This is a genomic window from Mesorhizobium sp. B2-8-3, from assembly GCF_006440815.1.
In the GTDB taxonomy this organism is placed as follows: domain Bacteria; phylum Pseudomonadota; class Alphaproteobacteria; order Rhizobiales; family Rhizobiaceae; genus Mesorhizobium.
In genome coordinates this window covers 182,728-205,897 of the sequence record NZ_VFTW01000008.1, presented here as the reverse complement: position 1 = coordinate 205,897, position 23,170 = coordinate 182,728, and the positions used below count along the sequence as shown (strand labels likewise).

Genomic DNA, 23,170 nt, shown 5'->3' with positions numbered 1-23,170 from the left:
GCGCCGATGTGGGTCATGATCCGAGATTTCGCTGACCGCCTCCTTCTGGACTGTTTTTACCGTTGTGGGACAACGGTCCGCCCTCGGCTGCTCCTGATCTTGGACGGCGACAACCGGTAAGCCAGAACCGTCAACCAGTCCTCCAGAGTGCGCCATTGCCCACATTCCCGTTCACCGAAGCGGATCCAATCCAATACCCTGGTCCTCCGCCGAACACCTCAGAAGTGGTGATCGTCGGTGGCGGTATTATCGGCGTAACGACGGCCCTTTTCCTCGCGGCCCGGAACATTCCGGTGACGCTGCTGGAAAAAGGCCGCGTCGCGGCTGAACAGTCCTCGCGAAACTGGGGGTGGATCAGAAAGCAGGGACGAGACGCGGATGAACTGCCGATTGTCATCGAGGCTTCCCGCCTGTGGCGGCAACTGGCCGAGGAATGCGGCGAAGACATCGGGTTGAACCAGACAGGCGTGACCTACCTGGCGAATGCCGACAAGGACATGGCCAAGTTCGAAAAATTCACGAGGATCGCCGCGATCCATGAGCTCGACACGCGCCTTCTGGACGCCGACGAAACCGCAAAACTCATCAGCGGCATGTCGCGCAGGTTCAAGGGCGCGATGACGACGCCCTCCGACATGCGCGCGGAACCTTGGTTGGCGGTGCCGGCGTTAGCGCGGCTTGCCGTTCGAAAAGGCGCCAGGATCGTCGAGAATTGCGCCGCGCGGACCCTCGAACTCTCGGCCGGCAGGGTCAAAGGCGTGTGGACCGAGGCGGGATATATCGGGGCCTCCACCGTGTTGGTCGCGGGCGGCGCCTGGTCATCCCTCTTCTTGCGAAGACACGGCGTGGCCATCCCCCAGCTCAGCGTCAGGGTGACCACAGCTGCCACAGAACCCATGCCTGAGGTCTATTCAGGTGCGGCGGCCGACGACCACATCGCTTTCCGGCGCAGGCAGGATGGCGGATACACGCTCGCCGCAGGCGGCAGCCACTTGCTTTACCTGGGGCCTGACGCATTCCGGCACGCCACCCAATATCTTCCCGCCCTCAGGGACAATCCGTTCGGAACGCGCTATTTCCCGTTCGCTCCATCGGGCTACCCCGATGGCTGGTCGACCCCGCGCGATTGGGCGCCGGATTCCGCAAGCCCTTTCGAAAGAATGCGCGTGCTCAACCCAGCCCCTGAGCCGGCAAAGCTTCGCTCGATCGAGCGCAATTTCAAACAGCTTTTCCCCCGGTTCGAGACGGTTCGCCTGAAGGCCGGCTGGGGCGGTATGATCGACGCCATGCCCGACGTCGTCCCCGTTGTCGATCGGGTCCAGGCAGTCGGCGGTCTTTTCGTCGCGACGGGAATGAGCGGCCACGGATTCGGCATCGGACCTGGCATCGGTCGCGTCGTCTGCGACATGATCCAGGGAAATGAAACCGGCCACGACCTCAGCCGTTTTCGGCTGTCGCGTTTCTACGATGGAAGCCCCGTCCGGCTGGGTCCAGCGCTTTGAACCGGTCGCGCGCAGTCGGCAACAGTCGGTCGACTGCCCGGATTCACTCCTTCGCCGTCTCAGCCGCTTTCGTATCGATCAGCCCATAGCCAAAATCATTGTCCCGCCCCTTGGGCCCGAGATCCTTGGCCGTTGCCGCCAGCGCCTTCTCGATCTCGTCGGCCGAGCGGTCGGGCGCGGCGTGGATCAAATTGGCGATGGCGCCGGACACGATCGCGGCGGCGAAGGAGGTGCCGGTCACCACGTCGGAGCCGGCGCCGCTCGGCGCCACCATCTCGACGCCCGGCGCCGAGATGAACACATAGGCGCCGCGATTGGCCTGCGGCATCAGCCCGTCCTTGGCGTCGGTGGCGGTGACGGCGATGACGCCGTCGAAGGCGGCCGGATAGCCATAGGGCGCCTTCGGCCCGTTGTTGCCGGCGGCCGCGACCAGCACGATGCCGAGCGCCCGGGCGTTACGGCAGGCGGTGCCGAGCAGGTCGTTCTTCGGCCCGACGAAGCTCATATTGATGATGCGTGCGTCCTGTTCGGCGGCCCAGTCCAGCGCCGACAGGATGACATCCATGGTCGACTTGCCGCCTTCGAAGGCGCGCGCGTGATAGATCCTGGCGCCCGGCGCCATGCCTTCCAACGGGCCGACGCCGGCGATCAGCCCGTCGACCGAGGTGCCGTGGTCGCGCTTCTCGATCGGCACGTTGGGCATCGCGTCGTATTGCTCGGCGATGACGCCGGCGAGCGCCGGATTGGTGTCGTCGATGCCGGTGTCGATGACGGCGACGCGCACATTCTCGCCGCTCGCCTGTTTTGAATCGAGCGCGATGCGGTCGAAGGCGTAATTCACGACGCCGGCCGCCTGCTGCAGCGTGTAGATGTGGTTCGGTTCGCGGCGCTGCGTGCGCCCGTCCGCGGCAAGCTGCGCCAGCACCACGCCGACGGGCCGCCCGTCGGGGATGCCGAAGCGCACCAGCGTGGTGCCGAGCAGCCGCGACTGGCGCTGCGAGCGCACCTGCAGGCCGAAGGAATTGGCGATCTGCTGCACCACGCCGGCATCACCGTCGACGGTCACCAGCACCTCGTCGGGCACGAATTCGCCGGCAATCGCACGCGGCGGCTCGGCCACATTGAGGCTGTTCGGCACCGTGACGGGTCCGTTCGGCGTCGGCGCTGGCGGCGGCGTGTTGCCGGAACCGTTCGACGACGATGTTCCATTGGACGGCGCGGGCGTTTGCGGAGCCGGGCCGGCGGGCGTGTTCGGGAACAGGTCGACGATCAGCGCCGGCAGGAACACCGCGCCGCCTGTGGCGCCGCCAGCTCCCGGTTTCTCGCCATTATTCGCGGTGCCGCCGTTCTTGTCGCAGCCGGCGCCCGCCGCTGTCGTTCGGTTCAGGCAGTCGACCTGGGTCTGCGAAAGATTCGGATCGTTGGTCTGCGCAAACGCAGGTGCGGCGGCAAGGGCCGCCGCCGCGAGGAGTGCCGCATGCAGAATGACCGCCTTAGCCGCCATCGGCCGGTTTCCTTCCCTGGATCACCGTATCGACGAAAGGCTGGGCCGCAATAAGGCCGACGAGCTTGTCGTAATCGGCCACGCTGCTCGCCGGAATGGTCAGGTGAAAGACGCCGTCGGCGGTCGGCCCGCCGGCGATCTTCAACCCGTTCTGGCCGAGGAAGGCGGCGATATCGGCCATCTTGGCATCCGGCTTGAACTTGACCAGCGCAAAAGGCAGCTTGGCGAGATCGTCCTGAGCGCCGGCCACTTCGAAATCGCTGCCCTTGCCGCCCGGCTGTTCGAACGATTGCACGATGACCAGCGCAAGCAGCGCCGCGGCCGCGGCCCAGGCGATGCCGGCAGGCATTGCCGTCACCCGGCCGAAAACCTTGGCGAGCCACGATTGGCCGGCCGGCGCGCGCGCCGGGCCGGCCTCGGCGTCGAGCGCCTTGGCGAACCGGCTGAGCGCGTCGGCGGGCGGCCGGATCGCCTCGTTGGCGGCGGCGGCACCGGAGAACTCGGCCTCCGCTTCGCCAAGCGCATTCATCGCTGCCGGATCGGTGGCCAGCCATTCCTCGACGGCCTCCAGCTCGGCGCCTTCCAGCGAGCCGTTCAGGTAGAACGGCAGCAGCGTTTCCATCTCGTCGCGGCGCGACATCTTTTCTGCGGCGCTCATGGCCAACCCCTGTCGTAACCGGCGGCCTTGAGGGCTTCGCCGAGTTTCTTGCGGGCGTAGAACATCCTGGTCTTGACGGTCGCGACCGGGATGTCGAGCACCTCGCCGATCTCGGTCACCGACTGGCCATGGTAATAGGCAAGGTCGATCACCGTGCGGTGTTCTTCCGGCAAGGCATCGATGAAGCGGCGCAAGGCGGCGGCTTTGTCTTCCTTCATGGTCACGACTTCCGGCGTGTCGGCGCCGTCGGGAACTTGCGCCGCGTCGTCGTCGTCGATCCAGTCTTCCTTCTTCTTGCGCAGCATGGACAGCCCCTTGAAGCGGGCGATGCCGAGCAGCCATGTGGAAACTTCAGAACGCCCCTCGAAGCCGGGCGCCTGTTTCCACAGCTCCAGAAACACCTCGTTCGCGATATCGTCGGCCATCATTTCCGATCCCGTCTGGCGCGCCACGAAGCGGTAGATCCGCGCGTGGTGACGCATGAACAGGAGCCGGACGGCGGCCCGGTCGCCCTTCGCGACCCGGTCAACAAGCGCGCGATCGGTTTCCGTCGCCGCGTTCATGGCCGGTCGAGCCGCCTGGCTCCTCGAAGCTCTGTCGCTGATCGGTCCAAAAAGGTTCATCCTCCGCCAAGGAATTTTCGGAGGCTAACCGAAGAGAGGGGAGGTTGCCAGAGGGGGCGCTTCTCCTACTCCTTCCCGGCGATAGGCCGAGACGCCTATTGCTTCGTCATCCTAGGGCGAAGCAAGGAGCGAAGCGACGCGGCGCAGACCCTAGGATCCATTCCGTGACGTCAAGGCATTGATCCCGTTGCAGAACTTTCTCAGTTGCACCCGTCGCGCGAGATCATGGAATGGATCCTCGGGTCTGCGCGTCCGCTTCGCTCCCGCTCCGCCCGTGGATGACGAAGTTGCTTGGCCTTCGCCGATCTCCAACGTTGCAACGGGAGAAGGGGGAACTAAACCAAGAACACCTTCGCCTTCATCGTCTCGGGTATCGCCACCCCAAGCCGGCTCAGCACCGTCGGCGCGAGCTGCAGCTGATCGAGCAGCGTGTCGGCTTGCGGCCCCTTCGCCGGGCCGAAATAATAGAGCGCGAAATCCTGCATCTCGTCGTCATGGCCGCCATGATGGCCGCGGTCCGTCTGGCCATGGTCGGCCGTCACGATCACTTCATAGCCGGCTGCGCGCCATTGCGGCAGGAAGGCTGCCAGCATCGCGTCCATCGCGTAGCAGGCATGGTCCATCTCGTGACAGTCATGGCCGAAGCGATGGCCCATCGAGTCCAGCGTGCAGGTGTGGAGGATGCCGTAATCGATGCCGTGGCGCTTCGCCAGCATGGTCAGCGTCGCGAACAGGTCGACGTCGCTCGGCGTCATCTGGTTCTTGAGATTGTAGCCGGTCATGGTGTGGAAGCGGCCATGCGTGATCGGCCCATCGGGCTCGTCGAATTCCATGTCCTCGACCAGGTCGAACGGGTACGAGCGGAAGAATTCCGACCAGTAGGAATGGGTCACGGCGCCCGTCCTGCCGCCGGCCTTGCTGACTTCCGAGAAGATATCCGGCTGCGTGACGCGAAAGCGGTTCTCGTTGGAAAGGATACCGTGCACCTGCGGCGTGACACCGGTGTGGATCGAGGCGTAGCAGCAGGCCGAGGTCGACGGCAGCACCGAGCGCATCTTCCAGACCTGCGCCTCGCCCGACTGCGCCCAGCCCTCGAGGTTGCCCATCAGCCGGCGCCAGTTCCGGTAGGGCACGCCGTCGAGGATGATGAGCAGCAGTTTGGATTTGAGCGCCACGGCGGTTCCCATGATCATGCATCGAAAACAGAAGCGCCGCGTGTCGCGCGGACACGCGGCGCTCTTTGGATAGCCCGATATCAGGCGTTCAGCCAGCACTCGTTGAGCGCATAACCGTCCATCATCTCGCCATTCGGGTTCTTCACCCAGCCGCTGACCTTCTTGGTGTTGGCGGCGTCGACGAACTGGTTGAAGAACGGCACGATCAGGCCGCCTTCGTCGCGCATCAGCATAGCCATGTCGCGATAGATCGCCTTGCGCTTGGCCTGGTCCAGCTCGGCGCGGGCCGTGTAGAGCATCTTGTCGAATTCAGGCCGCTTGAAGCGCGTGTCGTTCCAGTCGGCGGTCGACAGATAGCCGGTGGAATACATCTGGCCCTGCGTCGGCCGGCCGCCCCAGTAGGAGAGCGAGAACGGCTGCTTGTTCCACACTTCCGACCAGTAGCCGTCGCCCGGCTCGCGCTTGATCTCTATCTTGATGCCGGCCTTGGCGCAGTTCTGCTGGTAGAGCTGGGCCGCATCGACCGCCCCGGGGAAGGCGACATCGGAAGTGCGCAGCAGGACCGAGCCGCTATGGCCCGACTTCTTGTAGGCCGCGGCCGCCTTTTCGGGATCGAACTTGCGCTGCTCGATGTCGGAGGAAAACAGCGGATAGGCCTCGTTGATCGGGAAGTCATTGCCGACCGAGCCATAGCCGCGCAGGATCTTGTCCAGCATCTCCTCGCGGTCCATCGCCAGCTTCAACGCCATCCTGAGGTCACTGTTGTCGAAGGGCGCGGTGTCGCAGAACATGTTGAACGGGTAGTAGCCGCGCCCGGCGACGTTCTCGATGCTGACGCCCGGCATGCGCTTCACCAGGTCGACCACCTTGGGCTCGACCCGATTGATGAGATGCACCTGGCCGCCCTGCAGCGCCGCAAGCCGGGCCGTCGGATCGTTGATGACGACGATCTCGATCTGGTCGGCATGGCCGGCCTTGTCGCCGCGCCAGTAATTGGCGAAGCGCTCGCCGCCATGCTTCACGCCGGGCTGGTTGACGCTGACCTTGTACGGGCCGGCGCTGATACCGGCATTCGGGTTGTCCTTGCCGCCATTCGGCTGGATGACCAGATGGTAGTCGGCCATCAGATAGGGGAAGTCGGCATCGGCGTCGCCGAGCGTCACCACCACATCCTTGCCATCGGCCTTGATGGTCTTGATGTTCTTCAGAACGCCGAGCGCGCCGGATTTCGACTTCTCGTCGGCGTGGCGCTCGAGCGTCGCGACAACGTCTTCCGCCGTTACCGTCTTGCCGTTGTGGAATTCGATGCCGTCGCGGATCTTCATCGTCCAGGTCTTGGCGTCGGCCGAGGCGCCGATCTCCTCGGCAATCAGGTTCTCGACGCCGCCCTCGGGCGTCAGCCGCACGAGGAATTCGCCCCACTGCTTGCAAAAATTGTAGGTCACCTGGCTGAGGTTCAGCGCCGGATCGAGGCTGTTGGTCGATTCGCCGCCCTGCAGGCCGGCCTTGATGATACCGCCCTTCACCGGCGTCGCGGCAAAAGCCTTGCCAGCCAGCGTCGCAGCCAGCGCCGCCGAGGCGCCGAGCGCCGCCGCGCGGCCGAGGAAATCGCGCCGCGAGATCCTGCCCTTGCCGGCGAGTGCGGCGAGATGGTCGAGTTCGGTCTGCATGTCCTGCCCCCTTTTTGAGATTGGTTTGCTGCGGGCTCTAACCGCCCGCGGCCGATCTTTCCCGCTGCGCATTGCAGCCGCATGACAGCTTCTGGTCCGGGCTGACTTTCGTGGGCTAATTTCCGGCGCTCGCCATGCGCCGGCCCTTGATCGCCTTCTCCAGCCAGCCGATCTCCATTTCCGGCACGGAGGAGAGCAGCAGGTCCGTATAGGCGTCGAAGGGCGGCGTCAGCACCTTGCTCCTGGAGCCGTAGCGCACGACCTCGCCGCGATACATCACCGCGATGGAATCGGCGATCGACTTCACCGTCGCCAGGTCATGCGTGATGAACAAATAGGCGACCTTTTCGTGCTGCTGCAGGTTAAGAAGCAGCTTCAGGATGCCGTTGGCGACCAGCGGGTCGAGCGCCGATGTCACCTCGTCGCAGATGATCAGCTTCGGCTTGGCGGCGAGCGAGCGGGCGATGCAGACGCGCTGCTTCTGGCCGCCGGACAGCTCGGCCGGGTAGCGGTCGACGAACCCCTTGCCCATCTCGATCTCGTCGAGCAGGTCGGCGACGCGCTTGTCGCGCTCGCGTCCCTTCATGCCGAAATAGAATTCCAGCGGCCTGCCGATGATGGTGCCCACCGTCTGGCGCGGGTTCATCGCCACGTCGGCCATCTGGTAGATCATCTGCAATTGACGCAGATCCTCCTTCGGCCGGTCGGAAAGCCGGTTGGCCAGCGGGCGCCCATCGAAGGTCACCGTGCCTTGCTCGGGCGGCAGAAGCCCGGTGATGGCGCGCGCCAGCGTCGACTTGCCGGAGCCGCTCTCGCCGACGACGGCCAGAGTCTGGCCGGGATAGATGTCGACCGAGACGTTCTTCAGGACCTTCACATGGCCGCCGCCATAGGCGGCGGTGACATTCTTCACCGACAGGAACGGCGTTGCGCCGGGCTGCTGTTCCTGGTGCTCGATCTCATGCACCGAAACCAGCGCGTTGGTATATTCCTGCCGCGGCTCCTTGATGATCTGCTGCGTGCCGCCCCACTCCACCAGCCGGCCGTGGCGCAGCACCATGATCTCGTCCGAGACCTGGGCGACGACGGCAAGGTCGTGGGTGATGTAGAGCGCGGCCACATGGGTGTCGCGGATGGCGTCCTTGATCGCCGCAAGCACGTCGATCTGGGTCGTCACGTCGAGCGCCGTGGTCGGCTCGTCGAAGACGATGAGGTCGGGCTCCGAGCAGAGCGCCATCGCTGTCATCACGCGCTGCAATTGGCCGCCGGAGACCTGGTGCGGGTAGCGCTCGCCGATCGTCTCGGGGTTGGGCAGGCTAAGCTTCTTGAACAGCGCAACGGCCCGCTTCTCGGCCTCGGCGCGGTTCGCGGTACCATGCAGAAGGGCCGCCTCGACCACTTGGTCGATCAGCTTGTGCGCCGGATTGAACGCCGCCGCCGCTGACTGCGCGACATAGCATACCTCGCGTCCGCGCAGCGCCCGCACGCCTCTTGGTCCGGCCTTCATGATGTCGCGGCCGTTGAGGATCACCTCGCCGCCGGTGATGCGCACGCCGCCGCGGCCATAAGCCATGGACGACAGGCCGATGGTCGATTTGCCGGCGCCGGATTCGCCGATCAGGCCGAGCACCTTGCCCTTTTCGAGCGTCAGCGAGACATCGTGGACCAGCGTGATGGTCTTCGGCGTCTCGCCCGGCGGATAGACGGTCGCCTCGATGCGCAGGTTGCGGATGTCGAGGAGCTTGCCCGAGCTTGCCTGCCCGGACTTCGCCTGCCCGGACTTTGCTTGCCCAGACTTTGCTTGGTTGCCAGCCATCAGCCACGTCCTCCCTTCAGGCTCGTCGTGCGGTTGAGCACCCAGTCGGCGACGAGGTTGACCGAGATCGCCAGCACCGCGATCGCCGCGGCCGGGATCAGCGCCGCCGGAATGCCGAACACGATGCCGTCCTTGTTTTCCTTGACCATGCCGCCCCAGTCCGAATCCGGCGGCTGCACGCCAAGCCCGAGGAAGGACAGCGCCGAAAGGAAGAGCACGGCGAAGATGAAGCGCACGCCAAGCTCCGCCACCAGCGGCGACAGCGCATTGGGCAGGATCTCACGGAAGATGATCCAGGCCTTGCCTTCGCCGCGCAGTTTGGCCGCCTCGACGAAGTCCATGACGTTGATGTCGACGGCGACGGCGCGTGACAGGCGATAGACGCGGGTGGAGTCCAGAATGCCCATGACCAGGATCAGCGTCAGCGTGGTCGTCGGCAGCACCGATAGCACGACGAGGCCGAAGATCAGCGTCGGGATCGACATCAATAGGTCGACGAAGCGTGACAGCAGCGTGTCGAACCAGCCGCCGAAGACAGCGGCCGTGAAGCCGAGGATCGAGCCCAGGGAGAAGGACAGCGCAGTCGCCGCCACCGCGATCTCCATGGTGATACGCGCGCCGTAGATCATGCGCGAGATAAGGTCGCGGCCGAGATTGTCGGTGCCCAGCCAATGGGCGGCCGACATCGGCTCCCAGACGTCGCCGACGATCTCGCCATTGCCGTGCGGCGCGACCCAGGGCGCGAAGATGGCGCAGAACGCAAAGAAGCCGGTCAGGATAAGCCCGACCCAGGCGGTGAACGGGATTTGTCGTAGCGCCATTCGCCTCAGTTCCCCCTTTGGTCGTCTTGCATCCGGCCCGTCATTTCGGATGCCTAAGCCGCGGATTGGCCACGATGGCGGCGATATCGGCGACGATATTGAGCGTGATGTAGACCGCGGCGAAGATCAGGCCGACCGCCTGCACCACCGGCACGTCGCGCTTGGCGACATGGTCGACCAGATACTGTCCCATGCCCGGATAGACGAAGATCACCTCCACCACCACGACGCCGACGATAAGATAGGCGAGGTTGAGCATGACGACGTTGACGACCGGCGCTATCGCGTTCGGGAAAGCATGCTTGCGGATGATGTCGAAGGCCTTCAGCCCCTTCAATTCTGCCGTCTCGATATAGGCCGACTGCATGACGTTGAGGATCGCCGCGCGCGTCATGCGCATCATATGGGCGAGCACCACCAGCGTCAGCGCGGTCGCGGGCAGCACGACGGCCTGCAACCGTTCGAGGAAGGGAGTTGAGTCATCCACCGTCGAGATGCTGGGGAAGATCTGCCATTTCACGGCGAAGAAATAGATCAGCACATAGCCGATGAAGAATTCCGGGAAGGAGGTCGAGGCCAGCGCCAGCCCGGAGATCAGCTTGTCGACGAAGCCGTTGCGGTAGCGCACCGCGATCAGACCGAGGACGATCGCCAGCGGCACGGCGACGATCGCGGCGCAAGCCGCCAGGAACAGTGTGTTCTTCAGCCGGGTGCTGATCGAGGTCGCGATGTCCAGTCCGCTCGACTGCGCCGTGCCGAAGTCGCCATGCAGGATGCCCCACAGCCAGTGCACGTAGCGCAGCCACGCCGGATCGTTCAGCCCGAGCTGTTCGCGCAGGTTCGCCAGCGCCTCCGGCGTCGCCGACTGGCCGAGGATCGCCTGGGCGACGTCGCCCGGCAGAATCTGCGTGCCGGCGAAGATAAGCACCGAAACGGCCAAAAGAAGAACCAGGCCCAGCAAGACGCGCTGAGCGACCAATCTCAGGATCGGAGACGACATCGGCTACCTGCAACGGTGAAGAAGGGACGACGCCCGCCTTTCGGGCGGGTCATGAAAACGGGGAAGGGCCGGCCTGGGCCAGCCCTTCCCTTATCCTTCATCAGGCCTGCAGCCAGCACTCGATCAGGGCATGGCCGTTGCTGAGTTCCTGCGCCGGGTTATCGATCCAGCCTTCGACGCCCTTGCCGGTCGCGTCGACGAACTGGTTGAAGAATGGCACGATCAGGCCACCTTCGTCGCGCATGACCTCGCCCATGTCGCGGTAGATCTTCTTGCGCTTGGCTTCGTCGAGCTCGCCGCGCGCCGCAAGCACCATCTTGTCGAAGTCCGGGCGCTTCCAGCGGGTGTCGTTCCAGTCGGCGGTCGACAGATAGGCGGTCGAATACATCTGGTCCTGGGTCGGACGGCCGCCCCAGTAGGACAGCGAGAAAGGCTGCTTGTTCCAGACTTCGGTCCAGTAACCGTCGCCCGGCTCGCGCTTGATCTCGATCTTGATGCCGGCCTTGGCCGCGCTCTGCTGGTAAAGCTGGGCCGCATCGACCGCGCCCGGGAAAGCGACGTCGGAGGTGCGCAGCAGGATCGAGCCGCTATGGCCCGACTTCTTGTAAGCCGCGGCCGCCTTTTCGGGGTCGAACTTACGCTGCTCGAAATCGCCTGCGAACAGCGGGTAGGCCTTGTTGACCGGCATGTCGTTGCCAACCTCGCCGTAGCCGCGCAGGATTTTGGTCAGCATCTCCTCGCGGTCCATGGCGAGCTTCAGCGCCATCCTGAGATCGTTGTTGTCGAAGGGCGCGGTGTCGCAGAACATGTTGAAGGGATAGAAGCCGCGGCCCGAGGCGGCGCGGATGGTGACGCCCGGCAGCCGCTTGACCAGGTCGACGATCTTCGGCTCGACGCGGTTGATCATGTTGACCTGGCCGCCCTGGAGCGCCGCCATGCGCGCCGTCGGATCGTTGACGACGACGATCTCGACCTGATCGGCATGGCCGTATTTGTCGGGCTGCCAGTAGTGGTCGAAACGCGCGGCGGTGTGCTTCACGCCGGGCTGGTTGCCGGTGATCTTGTACGGCCCGGTGCCGATGCCGGCGTCCGGCTTGTCCATGCCGCCATTCGGCTGGATGATCAGGTGATAGTCCGCCATCAGGTAAGGCATGTCGGCATTCGGGTCCTTCAGCGTGACCACGACATTGCCGCCATCGACCTTGATGGTGTCGATGCTCTTCAGGACGCCGAGCGCGCCGGATTTTGACTTCTCGTCGCTGTGGCGCTTCAGCGTCGCCACCACGTCGTCCGGCGTTACCTCCTTGCCGTTGTGGAACTGGACGCCCTTGCGGATCTTCATCGTCCAGGTCTTGGCGTCGTCCGAAGAGCCGATTTCTTCGGCGATCAGGTATTCGACGCCGCCGCCCGGCGCGAGCTCGACCAGCGTTTCGCCCCAGCATTTGCCGAAGGCGAACGGAACCTGGCTAAGGAAGGTCGCCGGATCGAGACTGTTGGTGGATTCACCGCCCTGCAGGCCGGCCTTCAACGTGCCGCCTTTGACCGGACCGGCCGCACGAGCGGCGTTGGAGAGTAGCGAGTTTGCAACGGTGGCGGCGACGCCGAGCGCCGCGGCGCGACCGAGAAAATCGCGACGGCTAAGTTTTCCGGCCGCGACTCGCCGGCTGAGATAGTCGAGTTCGTTGGACATTACGGTTCCTCACTCTGGATATCCGACCTTAGGGTCGTTTCTTGCTATTGGAGGAGATAATGACCGTAAGGGAAAGCGGCAGGCAAGACCGAATGCGACATACCGTGGCGTAAATCGCATGTCGCATTTGGCCCAATCTGCCCTGGCTTAAACCAGGACGCGGGGAATCGCCTGCTCGAAGCCGCGCTCGAAGACCAGTTTTTCACCCTCATAGGCTTCGATTCTGGCGCTGACGATGAAGTTGCCGGCGTCCGATCGCATCTCGGCAAAAGTTTCGGTCCGCACCGACCATTCATTGCGCGACAATGTCTGCGTCCAATGCGTGGCTCCGGTGGCCGACAGCGGGTCATCGGGATGGATCGTCCATGTCTCGCGCACGATGCTGCCATTGACCAGCCCATGGTCGAGGTCGCGCACCTCGCCGAAATCGTCGGTTATGGAAAGCGTGACAAGACCGGTCTTCTCGTCGCGGCCGACATGGCGTTCGGAATTCGCCGGCCGGATCGTCTCGGTCGCCCAGGGTGTCGCGCCTTCCGGCTCTGGAAACGAAACCTCATTGCCTTTCGCCAGCGGGCGCAACGGCAGCTTCAGCGTCGCCTTCGCGAGATCGAGCCGCACCGACTCCGGCGAGGGCCAGATCATCGGCCAATAGGCGGTCGAAACGGCGATGCGCAATTTGTGGCCGGCCGGCACCCGGTAGGCGCATTGGTCGAGCACGACGCGCGCCGAAACCGTCTCGCCGGGAATTAGCGCTTGCGGAAATTCATGCGAGTTTCGGTGCGTGAGATTGAGCACACCATAGGAGATCAGCTCCGAGGCCCCATCGGGATGCACGTCGCAGAGGCGCACCGCGATGTTGGCCTGGGGTCGATCGGAAGCAACCCGGACCTCGAGCTCCGGCGCCCCGACGATGTCGATCGCCTCGCCGAGTTCAGGCTGGTCGAAACAAACCGAAAGCGCGTCATCGGGACGCTGGTCGCCCGGCAATTCCGGTCCGAAGGTGAAGGGAAAATACTCGCCGCCGGCAAGCCCGCAGGTCTGCGGCGACGCGACGATCGACGGCTTTGCGCCCGCGGAAATGAGTTCGATCGCCTCGACCTTGATGTTGGAGGACGGCCATTCCTGTTCCGCGACCCAGCGGCCCGGCCGCTCGGGATGCCAGCGCGCCGGCCGCACACTGTCCATGACATAGGCGCGATAGTCCGGATCGGCCTCGACGCCGGTCTCAGCACCCTTCAGCCAGCGGTCCCACCAGCGCAACGCCTCCTGTAGGAAGCCGATGGCCGGATTGGGCCCGGCGTAATGCGGGTATTTGTGGATCCAGGGGCCGACGATGCCTTTGACCGGCGATTGGATGCCGGTGACGAGATTGGAGATGGTGTTGCGGTAGCCGTCATGCCAGCCGCCGATCGACAGCACGGCCGCTTTCACCGCCGAAAAATCCTCGCAGATCGAGCCGCGCTTCCAATAGGCGTCGCGATGCTGGTGGCTGAACCAGAGCGGCAGGAGAAAAGACTGGTTCTCCAGCCGGCTGAGCCACAGGTCGCGCCAGCGATTGCCGCCGGCGATCGCCGGGTCCGGCGGCCGCGACGAATAGGACAGCATCGTCGAGGCCCAGCCGAAATTTTCCAAGAGCAGGCAGCCGCCCTTGTAATGGATGTCGTCGGCATAGCGGTCGACGGTCGAGCACAGGCTGATCACCGCCTTCAGCGCCGGCGGCTGTTTCGCGGCCACCTGCAGGCAGTTGAAGCCGCCCCAGGAAATGCCCATCATGCCGACATTGCCGTTGCACCAGGGCTGCGCCGCCGCCCAGGCGATGACGTCGCAGGCATCCTGCAGTTCCTGCTCGGAATATTCGTCGTCCATCAGCCCTTCGGAATCGCCATTGCCGCGCATGTCGACGCGGATCGAGGCGTAGCCGTGGCCGGCGAAATAGGGATGGGTGAGCTGGTCGCGAAAAATGGTGCCGTCGCGCTTGCGGTAGGGCAGGTGCTCGAGGATCGCCGGCACCGGTTTGTCGGCCGCGTCCTCGGGCATCCAGATGCGCGCCGACAGCCGGCAACCGTCCGGCATGGCGATGCCCATATCGGGAAATTCGACGACTTTTCGGGGGAATTCGGTGACGGTTTTCATGGGGCGCATAACGCCCCGCTGCGCTGCGACTTTCAATCGCCATTCGCGACTGGAGCAGCGAAATATGCGACCTGGGTCGTTAGCGAACGCACCCTCCGATCATCCAGCTTATTCTTGTGTCTCTCGATTAATTTGTGTATTACGTTTATTCACGTGGCCTGACGCAGACACACTGGATGATCTCGCCTGAAAATCGTTTGGGATGAGCCAAAACGGGTGACGAACCTCGCAAACCGGGGCCTCGACTTCTCCGATCTCGATATCGAGTTTTTTGCCACGTCAATCGTCCTCCCGGCCAAGGCCGGTCGGCTGAAGGCGATTGGAGAATTTGGAGGGATCATTCTCGCCGTGATCTTCAAGCCGCTTGGTTCCGAAGCGATCTCGGTGATCTCGATGCGTCATGCCAGCCGAAAGGAAAGGTCCGTGTATGAGCAACACTAAGTCACACATTCGGCGGCTTACCGATGCCGAGGAAGCCGAAATTCAAAGACAGATTGCTGCTGATCCCGAGGACGGGGAGGCGACCGACGAACAGCTGACACAAGCCAAGCCTTTCGCGGAAGTGCTCCCGGAGCTTTTCGAGAGCATAAGGCGTTCCCGTGGCCGACCGACCCTGGAGAAACCAAAGCAAGTCGTCTCCATCCGCCTGGACCAGGATGTCGTCAGAAAATTCAAGGCGACCGGCAAGGGCTGGCAGGCAAGGATAAATGAAGTGCTGAAAAACGCGAAGGTAAGGTAGGCTATACGCGTCAGTTCAGCGGAATGTCGTTCTCGGTCTTGCTGGCCTGATAGGCGCCTGACAGCTCGTCATAAAGCGTCGAAATCCTGCCGATGCGCGCTTCCAGACGGTTGCGTTCGGCCTCGGGCAAAGCCCGCACCAGCCTGCGGATGGAGAAACTTTTCCAATAGGCGTTCTCGGCATTGTAGCCGCCTGGGTCGAGGGTGAAGACCTCTTTCAGGATCTTGAGGTCGTGCGGGATTGCAAAATTGTCGCGTGAATCCTCATGGCTGAACAGGTAGTAGAAATTGTCGAAGCCAGTCCAGGTGATTGCCGATAGGCAGAGCGAGCAGGGCTCATGCGTTGTCAGGAAGATCGCATCCTTCGTGTCGACGCGCTCGGCCTTGGGCATTTCGTAGAAGCGCTTCAGGCAATGCACCTCGCCATGCCAGAGCGGGTTTTCGATCTCGTTGTTGGTCTCGGCCAGCATCAGCGAGCGGTCGTCTTTCCGCAGGATCGCGGCGCCGAACAGCTTGTTGCCATGGGCGACGCCTTCGGCGGTCTTGGGCACGATGTCGTGCTCGATCACGTCGAGCAGGCGGTCGATCAGCGAAATGTCGGTCATGGAAATCGCGAGCTTTCAGGAGAGGTGAATCTCGTATGGATGCGAGAAATAAAATTCTTCAAGATTGGAGCCCTCGCCGCCGCGGTCGACGATGAGGAAATCCTGTTCCTCGCCGATCGGGGTGAGCACGCCGTGCCACAGGTTGCGGCGGTAGTTGATGCCCTGTCCGGGGCCGGCGAGAAAGGCATGCGGCTCACCTGGCCCATCCTTGGTGTCGTGGCAGACGACGACCAGGAACGGGCGTGGCGACAGCGGGATGAAGGCCTGGCTGCCGAACGGATGGCGCTCGACCATGGTCAGTTTCAGCGGCATCTCATAAGGCGTGCCGCGCACCATCGAAATCAGCACCCGCGCGTTCGGTCCGGCCGCCTCCGCGGTGGCGAGGTCGTGATAGCGCATCGCCCGGCCGCCATTGATCGGGTAGCGGTTGTCGCCACCCATGTCGATGACGTCGCCGAAGGGCGCGAAGTTCTCGCGGGTCAGCGGTCGGGCGACGATGCGGCTCACCGCGCCTTGCCCCCAAGATAGCCGCCCCCAAAATAGCCGCCAAGCCTGGCATGACGGTTGACGTCCTTGTACAGCAGATAACGGAAATTACCGGGGCCGCCGGCATAGCAGGCCTGCGGGCAAAAGGCGCGCAGCCACATGAAGTCGCCGGCTTCGACCTCCACCCAGTCCTGGTTGAGGCGGTAGACCGCCTTGCCTTCGAGCACATAGAGCCCATGCTCCATGACATGCGTCTCGGCGAAGGGGATGACCGCGCCCGGCTTCAGCGTCACGATGGTGACGTGCATGTCGTGGCGCATGTCGGCCGGGTCGACGAAGCGGGTCGTTGCCCAGCGCCCCTCCGTGCCCGGCATCGGGCTCGGCGCCACATCCTGGTCGCTCGAGAAGAAGGCTTCCGGCGCGTCGAGGCCGTCGACAGCCTCATAGGCCTTGCGGATCCAGTGGAAGCGGGCAGCAGCGCCGCTTTTGTTGCGCACCGTCCAGCCACTGGATGGCGGCAGGAAGGCGAAGCCGCCGGGGGCAAGCACGTGTCCTTTGCCGGCAAGCGATACGGTGAGTTCGCCCTCGACGACGAACAGCACGCCCTCGGCGGCGGCATCGAGTTCCGGCCGCTCGCTGCCGCCGCCGGGCAGAACCTCGACGATGTATTGCGAAAAGGTCTCGGCGAAGCCCGACAGTGGCCTTGCGATGATCCAGGCCCTCGTCTTGTCCCAGAACGGCAGCGGACTGGTGACGATGTCCTGCATCACCCCCCTGGGGATGACCGCATAGGCCTCGGTGAAGACGGCGCGGCCGGTCAAAAGCTCGTTCTGGCCGGGATGGCCGCCATGCGGGGCGTAATAGGTTCGCTCGGCAGTCTTGATCATATCCATGGGGTCCTGGCCCTCAAAACATTACAATGGAAGCATGTCTTTCAGCCGAAGCAGGGCGATGCGTTCGACCTGTGTGCAGGCGGTTTCGAACTCGGTGCCGCGGCTGTTGCCGATCCGCGCCTCGAACTCCGCCAGGATTTCGTCCTTGGTCTTGCCCTTGACCGCGATGATGAAGGGGAAGCCGAAGGTGGTGACGTAGGCGGCGTTGAGTTTCGAGAACAGCTCGCGCTCCTTGTCGGTCAGCGCATCGAGCCCGGCTGAGGCCTGCTCCTTGGCCGATTCCGGCGTCAGGCGCCTGGCCTTGGCCAGCTTGCCGGCGAGGTCCGGGTGGGCGTTCAGCACGGAAAGTCGTTCGGCTTCGCTCGCCGCGCGGAAGACGCGGCAGAGCGCGTTGTGCAGGCCGCCGGCGCTGTCATGCGCCGGGCCGAGCTCCAATTCGTAGGCGCGCTCCGCGATCCAGGGCGAATGCTCGAACACGCCGCCGAAGGCATGCACGAATTCCTCGAATTCCATCCGCGACGGACGCAGCGCCGGCGCCTCGTAGGGGTGCGTTTCGCGCCAGTGTTTGGCGATGTCGATGCGCCGCGTCAGCCATACCTTGTCGTGCGACTTCACATAGTCGACGAAGCGCTTCAATGCCGCCACCCGCCCGGGACGGCCGACCAGCCGGCAGTGCAGGCCGATATTCATCATGCGCGGCCGGCCTGCCTTGCCCTCGGCATAGAGCGTGTCGAAACTGTCCTTCAGATAGGCGAAGAACTGGTCGCCCGAGTTGAAGCCCTGCGGCGTCGCAAAACGCATGTCGTTGGCGTCGAGCGTGTAGGGGATGATGAGTTGCGGTTTCTCCAGCCCGTCGCGGTCGAACCAATAGGGCAGTTCGTCGTCATAGGTGTCGGAGACATAGTCGAAGCCACCTTCCTCGGCGACGAGCCGCACCGTGTTGACCGAGGTCCGGCCGGTGTACCAGCCGGTCGGGCGCGCGCCGGTGACCTCGTAATGCAGCTTGATCGCCTCTTCGAGATCGCGCCGCTCGTCCTCGGCCGCATGGTCGCGATAGTCGATCCATTTCAGCCCGTGCGAAGCGATCTCCCAACCAGCCTCCTGCATGGCGGCCACTTGGTCGGGCGAGCGCGCCAACGCCGTGGCGACGCCGTAGCAGGTCACCGGCACCTGCGCTTCGGTGAGCAGCCGGTAGAGCCGCCAGAAGCCCGCCCGCGCGCCATACTCGTAGATCGATTCCATGTTCCAGTGGCGCTGGCCGACCCAGGGAGCCGCCCCAACGATCTCCGAAAGGAAGGCCTCCGAAGCCTTGTCGCCATGCAGCATGCAGTTCTCGCCGCCTTCTTCATAGTTGACGACGAACTGCACCGCGACATGCGCGCCGGCGGGCCATTTCGGGTCCGGCGGATTGGCCCCATAACCGCGCATGTCCCGATCGTAACGCATTGCCACTCCTGCCCGATGGTTGAGATGAAGATATCGAAAGGAGTGCGCATGCATTCCCCCGAAAAATTTTGAAAGTGCTTTTTGCCGCGCTCCGCTCGACCGGGGCTTATGCATCGCCTTTAATTGGCGCACAATCGACCTGAAACGTACCGGGATGGGAGGCGGCCAGTGGCAGAAACGTCGAAAGCCGATGGCGGGCGTCTGACGACCCATGTGCTTGACACCGCGACCGGCCGGCCGGCAAAAGGACTGTCGATCGAGCTTTTCCGCATCGAAGGCCAGAGCCGCACGCGTCTCAAGACCGTGACCACCAATGACGACGGCCGCTGCGATGCGCCGCTGCTGACCGACGCCGATTTCCTTACCGGCGAATATGAGCTGGTCTTCGCCGCCGGCGACTATCTGCGCGGCCAGGGTATCGACCTGCCCCAACCCGCCTTTCTCGATATCGTGCCGATCCGCTTCGGCATGGCAGAGCAGCGGCATTATCACGTCCCGCTCTTGATTTCGCCCTATGGCTACTCGACCTATCGGGGGAGCTGAGACATGGCTGAGACCCGCAATCAAATACGCTTTATCCTGAACGGCAGCGACGTGGCTCTGAAGGATGTCGCGCCCGATGCGACGCTGCTCGACTGGCTGCGGCTCAGCCGCTCGCTGCGCGGCACCAAGGAAGGTTGCGCCGAGGGCGACTGCGGCGCCTGCACGGTGTTGGTCGGCAAGCTCTCCGCCGAAGGTCTCGTCTACGAAAGCGTGAATGCCTGCATCCGCTTCATGGGCTCGCTCGACGGCACGCATGTCGTGACAGTGGAGCACCTGCGCGGTGACGGTGAGAAACTGCATCCGGTGCAGCAGGCGATGGTCGATTTCCACGGATCGCAATGCGGCTTCTGCACGCCGGGCTTCATCATGTCGCTCTATGGCCTCTGGATGAAGACCCCCGATCCGTCCAACGCCGCGATCGAAAAGGCGCTGCAGGGCAATCTCTGCCGCTGCACCGGCTACGAGGCCATCATGCGCGCCGCGCACGCCATTTCGAGCTACGGCAAGGCGTCGAAGGACCCGCTGGCGGTGGAGCGCAAGGACATCACCGCGCGTCTGAGCGTGTTGCGTGATGGCGCCAGGGTCGAGATCGGGTCGGGCAAGGCGCGATTGATCGTGCCGGCCAGCGTCGACGATTTCGCCGCTTTGCTCGAAAAGGAACCGGGCGCCACCATCGTCGCCGGTTCGACCGATGTCGGCCTGTGGGTCACCAAGCACATGCGCGACATCTCGCCGGCGATCTTCATCGGTGGCCTCGACGGCTTGCGTACGACGTCGGAGAAGGATGGCGTCATCACCATCGGCGCCGGCGTCACCTACACCGAAGCCTTCGAGGCGCTGTCGAAGCGCATCCCGGCACTGGGACCGCTGGTCGACCGCATCGGCGGCGCGCAGGTGCGCAACATGGGCACGATCGGCGGCAACATCGCCAACGGCTCTCCGATCGGCGACACGCCGCCGCCCTTGATCGCGCTCGGCGCGCAGCTGACGCTCCGCAAGGGCAAGGCGCGTCGCACGATACCGCTCGAAACCTTCTTCATCGCCTATGGCAAGCAGGACCGTCAGCCCGGCGAGTTCGTCGAAGCAGTCCATGTGCCCGTGCCGGCAAAAGGAACGAAGTTTGCCGTCTACAAGGTCACCAAGCGGCGCGACGAGGATATCACGGCGACGCTCGGGGCTTTCTACCTGACCTTGGCCAAGGATGGCACGGTGGCCGACATCCGCATCGCCTATGGCGGCATGGCGGCGACACCGAAGCGCGCCGGCACGGTCGAGAAGGCGCTCGCCGGCAAGCCCTGGACCGAAGCGACCGTGGGGGCCGCGATGGCCGAATACACCAAGGATTTTTCGCCGCTCACCGACATGCGGGCGACCGCCGAATACCGGGCGCTGGCAGCGAAGAACCTTTTGCTACGGTTTTATATCGAGACGACCGGAACGAAGGCGCCGTTCCAGGTCTCGCGCGACGAGGCGGCCTGATGAACAAGCACGCCACACCCTGCCTCAAGGCTGAAAAGATCGTCGGCGGCGTCGCCACCGACCAGCGGCACGATTCCGCGCACAAGCATGTCAGCGGCACCGCCGTCTATATCGACGACATGCCGGAGCCCGCCGGCACGCTGCATGTCGGCCTCGGCCTCTCCAAGGTCGCGCACGGCGCGTTGAAGAGCGTCGACCTGTCGGCTGTGCGCTCGGCGCCCGGCGTGATCGATGTGCTGACGTATGCCGATGTCCCCGGCGAGAACGATGTCTCGCCGAGCAACATGCATGACGATCCGGTGCTCGCCGAAGCCAACGTGCAGTTTTACGGGCAGCCGATCTTCGCAGTGGTTGCCGAGACACGCGAGGAAGCGCGCCGCGCCGCGCGTCTCGCAAAAATCGAGTATGACGAGCTTCCGGCCGTCATCGACATCTGGAACCTCGATCCGGTCAAGGACAGGCAGGTCACCACGCCGCTGGTCCTGAAGCGCGGCGATGCCGCCGCGGCGATCGCGGCGGCTCCCCGCCGCATCAAGAACCGCATGTGGCTCGGCGGCCAGGACCACTTCTATCTCGAGGGCCAGGTTTCGCTGGCAATCCCTGGCGAGGACGACGAGGTGATCGTCTATTGCTCGACGCAGGGCCCGAGCGAGACGCAGCATCTGGTCGCGCATGCGCTCGGCGTGCCGAGCCATGCTGTCACGGTCGAAGTGCGCCGCATGGGCGGCGGCTTCGGCGGCAAGGAAACCCAAGCCAACCAGTGCGCGGCGATCGCCGCCATTGCCGCCAAGAAATTGAAGCGTGCGGTCAAGATCAGGCTCGACCGCGACGAGGACATGACCGCCACCGGCAAGCGGCATGATTTCGCCATCGATTATGAAGTCGGCTTCGACGACGAAGGCAACATCCTCGGCGTCGACTTCACCTATGCGCTGCGTTGCGGCTTTTCCGCCGATCTGTCCGGTCCGGTCGGCGACCGCGCGCTGTTCCACTGCGACAACGCCTATTTCTATCCGGCGGTGCACGCCAAGTCGGCGCCGCTCTACACCAATACCGTCTCCAACACCGCCTTCCGCGGCTTTGGCGGCCCGCAAGGCATGGTCGGCGCCGAGCGCGTCATCGACGAGGTGGCCTTCGCCGTCGGCAAGGACTCGCTCGAAATCCGCAAGCTGAACTTTTACGATCCCATGGAGGCGATCGGCGAGCGCAGCGTCACGCCCTACCACCAGAAGGTCGAGGATTGCATCATCCAGCGCATCGTCGCCGAGCTGGAGGAAAGCGCGAACTATGCGCGGCGCCGCCGCGAGATCAGCGCCTTCAACAACAACAGCCGGTTCGTCAAGCGCGGGCTGGCAATGACCCCGGTGAAGTTCGGCATCTCCTTCACCAAGACGGAGGCCAACCAGGCCGGCGCGCTGGTGCATGTCTATGCCGACGGTTCGGTCCACATGAACCATGGCGGCACCGAGATGGGCCAGGGCCTGCATCTCAAGGTGGCCCAGGTCGTGGCGGAAGAATTCCAGATCGATCTCGACCGGGTCAAGATCACCGCGACCACCACCGCCAAGGTGCCGAACACCTCGCCGACGGCCGCGTCTTCCGGCGCCGACCTCAACGGCATGGCGGCGCAGGACGCCGCCCGCCAGATCCGCAAGCGGCTGACCGACTTCGCCGCGGACAAATATCAGGTGCCGCACGACCAGGTCGTGTTCCTGCCCAACCGGGTGCGCATCGGCAATCAGGAAGTGGCCTTCAACGATCTGGTCAAGCAGGCCTATGTCAACCGCATCCAGCTCTCGGCGGCCGGTTTCTACAAGACGCCGAAGATCCATTGGGACCGTAGCAAGGGCCGCGGCCATGCCTTTTACTATTACGCCTATGGCGCGGCCTGCTCGGAGGTGTCGGTCGACACGCTCACCGGCGAGTATGTCGTCGAGCGCACCGATATCCTGCACGACGCCGGCCGCTCGCTGAACCGGGCGATCGACCTCGGCCAGATCGAGGGCGGGTTTATCCAGGGCATGGGCTGGCTGACGACGGAGGAATTGTGGTGGGACGATAGCGGCCGGCTGCGGACGCATGCGCCGTCGACCTACAAGATCCCGCTCGCTTCCGACCGTCCAAAGATCTTCAACGTCAAGCTGACCGACTGGTCGTCGGCCTATGAGCCGACCATCCATCGCTCCAAGGCGGTCGGCGAGCCGCCGCTGCCGCACGGCATGTCGGTGCTGCATGCGCTGTCGGACGCGGTCGCGAGCGTGGCCGACCACAAGATCTGTCCGCGCCTCGACGCGCCGGCGACGCCGGAGCGGGTGCTGACGGCGATCGAGCGGTTGAAGCGGGAAGCCGAAAAGCCGGCCTAAAACGTGCAATTCGGCCGAAAAATAC

At 64.2% G+C, this 23,170-nt stretch carries 20 protein-coding genes; 6 read left to right on the top strand and 14 right to left on the bottom strand.

All coding sequences use genetic code 11. The features are described from left to right. Nucleotides 1–155 precede the first annotated feature (155 nt). A complete protein-coding gene (locus tag FJ418_RS15385) occupies nucleotides 156–1,502 on the top strand; it encodes an FAD-binding oxidoreductase (protein ID WP_140866903.1) in 1,347 nt (448 codons plus the stop codon). 43 nt (nucleotides 1,503–1,545) lie between these two features. Here the strand turns inward: FJ418_RS15385 and FJ418_RS15380 are convergent, their stop codons facing one another. The 10 genes from FJ418_RS15380 to FJ418_RS15335 form a co-directional block, all read right to left on the bottom strand. Beyond that, complete coding sequence (locus tag FJ418_RS15380; protein WP_140866900.1) at nucleotides 1,546–3,006, bottom strand: S8 family serine peptidase; 1,461 nt, start codon at nucleotides 3,004–3,006, stop codon at nucleotides 1,546–1,548. Continuing rightward, nucleotides 2,996–3,664 (bottom strand): anti-sigma factor, encoded by a 669-nt coding sequence (locus tag FJ418_RS15375; protein ID WP_140866897.1) that lies wholly within the window; start codon nucleotides 3,662–3,664, stop codon nucleotides 2,996–2,998. The genes FJ418_RS15380 and FJ418_RS15375 overlap by 11 nt, the downstream gene beginning before the upstream one ends. Continuing rightward, complete coding sequence (locus FJ418_RS15370) at nucleotides 3,661–4,227, bottom strand: sigma-70 family RNA polymerase sigma factor (protein WP_140702217.1); 567 nt, start codon at nucleotides 4,225–4,227, stop codon at nucleotides 3,661–3,663. The genes FJ418_RS15375 and FJ418_RS15370 overlap by 4 nt, the downstream gene beginning before the upstream one ends. Before the next feature lie 395 nt (nucleotides 4,228–4,622). Beyond that, nucleotides 4,623–5,462 (bottom strand): alkaline phosphatase family protein, encoded by an 840-nt coding sequence (locus FJ418_RS15365; protein ID WP_140702219.1) that lies wholly within the window; start codon nucleotides 5,460–5,462, stop codon nucleotides 4,623–4,625. 80 nt (nucleotides 5,463–5,542) lie between these two features. Further along, on the bottom strand, nucleotides 5,543–7,132 hold the full coding sequence (locus tag FJ418_RS15360) for an ABC transporter substrate-binding protein (RefSeq protein ID WP_140866894.1): 1,590 nt from the start codon (nucleotides 7,130–7,132) through the stop codon (nucleotides 5,543–5,545). A 115-nt stretch (nucleotides 7,133–7,247) separates the two neighbouring features. Beyond that, nucleotides 7,248–8,948: an ABC transporter ATP-binding protein gene (locus FJ418_RS15355; RefSeq protein WP_140866891.1), complete on the bottom strand. Its 1,701-nt coding sequence runs from the start codon at nucleotides 8,946–8,948 to the stop codon at nucleotides 7,248–7,250. Further along, entirely contained in the window at nucleotides 8,948–9,769 is an 822-nt protein-coding gene (locus FJ418_RS15350; protein WP_140647142.1) for an ABC transporter permease, read from the bottom strand. Before FJ418_RS15350 ends, FJ418_RS15355 begins: the two co-directional genes overlap by 1 nt. A 40-nt stretch (nucleotides 9,770–9,809) precedes the next feature. Next, on the bottom strand, nucleotides 9,810–10,769 hold the full coding sequence (locus FJ418_RS15345; RefSeq protein ID WP_140647141.1) for an ABC transporter permease: 960 nt from the start codon (nucleotides 10,767–10,769) through the stop codon (nucleotides 9,810–9,812). A gap of 100 nt (nucleotides 10,770–10,869) precedes the next feature. Beyond that, nucleotides 10,870–12,459, bottom strand: a complete 1,590-nt coding sequence (locus FJ418_RS15340; RefSeq protein WP_140866888.1) for an ABC transporter substrate-binding protein — start codon at nucleotides 12,457–12,459, stop codon at nucleotides 10,870–10,872. 147 nt (nucleotides 12,460–12,606) lie between these two features. Continuing rightward, nucleotides 12,607–14,592 (bottom strand): CocE/NonD family hydrolase, encoded by a 1,986-nt coding sequence (locus FJ418_RS15335; protein WP_140866885.1) that lies wholly within the window; start codon nucleotides 14,590–14,592, stop codon nucleotides 12,607–12,609. A 186-nt stretch (nucleotides 14,593–14,778) separates the two neighbouring features. On the opposite strand from FJ418_RS15335, the gene FJ418_RS15330 reads away from it, so the two are divergent. Both FJ418_RS15330 and FJ418_RS15325 read left to right on the top strand, forming a co-directional pair. Beyond that, a complete protein-coding gene (locus FJ418_RS15330) occupies nucleotides 14,779–15,033 on the top strand; it encodes a BrnT family toxin (RefSeq protein WP_140647138.1) in 255 nt (84 codons plus the stop codon). Then, on the top strand, nucleotides 15,020–15,331 hold the full coding sequence (locus FJ418_RS15325) for a BrnA antitoxin family protein (protein WP_140647137.1): 312 nt from the start codon (nucleotides 15,020–15,022) through the stop codon (nucleotides 15,329–15,331). Before FJ418_RS15330 ends, FJ418_RS15325 begins: the two co-directional genes overlap by 14 nt. Nucleotides 15,332–15,341: 10 nt before the next feature. Here FJ418_RS15325 and FJ418_RS15320 read toward each other — a convergent pair whose 3' ends face one another. The 4 genes from FJ418_RS15320 to puuE are packed head-to-tail and all read right to left on the bottom strand — an operon-like array spanning nucleotide 15,342 to nucleotide 18,760. Further along, nucleotides 15,342–15,935: a nucleoside deaminase gene (locus FJ418_RS15320; RefSeq protein ID WP_140650711.1), complete on the bottom strand. Its 594-nt coding sequence runs from the start codon at nucleotides 15,933–15,935 to the stop codon at nucleotides 15,342–15,344. Between the two features lie 15 nt (nucleotides 15,936–15,950). Next, nucleotides 15,951–16,442, bottom strand: a complete 492-nt coding sequence (locus FJ418_RS15315) for an ureidoglycolate lyase (RefSeq protein ID WP_140866882.1) — start codon at nucleotides 16,440–16,442, stop codon at nucleotides 15,951–15,953. Further along, nucleotides 16,439–17,314: a bifunctional allantoicase/(S)-ureidoglycine aminohydrolase gene (locus FJ418_RS15310; RefSeq protein WP_140866879.1), complete on the bottom strand. Its 876-nt coding sequence runs from the start codon at nucleotides 17,312–17,314 to the stop codon at nucleotides 16,439–16,441. The genes FJ418_RS15315 and FJ418_RS15310 overlap by 4 nt, the downstream gene beginning before the upstream one ends. Before the next feature lie 21 nt (nucleotides 17,315–17,335). Then, on the bottom strand, nucleotides 17,336–18,760 hold the full coding sequence (gene puuE, locus FJ418_RS15305; RefSeq protein ID WP_140866876.1) for an allantoinase PuuE: 1,425 nt from the start codon (nucleotides 18,758–18,760) through the stop codon (nucleotides 17,336–17,338). Nucleotides 18,761–18,928: 168 nt separating this feature from the next. On the opposite strand from puuE, the gene uraH reads away from it, so the two are divergent. The 3 genes from uraH to xdhB are packed head-to-tail and all read left to right on the top strand — an operon-like array spanning nucleotide 18,929 to nucleotide 23,145. Continuing rightward, a complete protein-coding gene (uraH, locus tag FJ418_RS15300; protein WP_140866873.1) occupies nucleotides 18,929–19,303 on the top strand; it encodes a hydroxyisourate hydrolase in 375 nt (124 codons plus the stop codon). A gap of 3 nt (nucleotides 19,304–19,306) precedes the next feature. Then, entirely contained in the window at nucleotides 19,307–20,782 is a 1,476-nt protein-coding gene (xdhA, locus tag FJ418_RS15295) for a xanthine dehydrogenase small subunit (RefSeq protein ID WP_140866871.1), read from the top strand. Continuing rightward, nucleotides 20,782–23,145 (top strand): xanthine dehydrogenase molybdopterin binding subunit, encoded by a 2,364-nt coding sequence (gene xdhB / locus FJ418_RS15290; protein ID WP_140866868.1) that lies wholly within the window; start codon nucleotides 20,782–20,784, stop codon nucleotides 23,143–23,145. The genes xdhA and xdhB overlap by 1 nt, the downstream gene beginning before the upstream one ends. The last annotated feature ends 25 nt before the right edge of the window (nucleotides 23,146–23,170 follow it).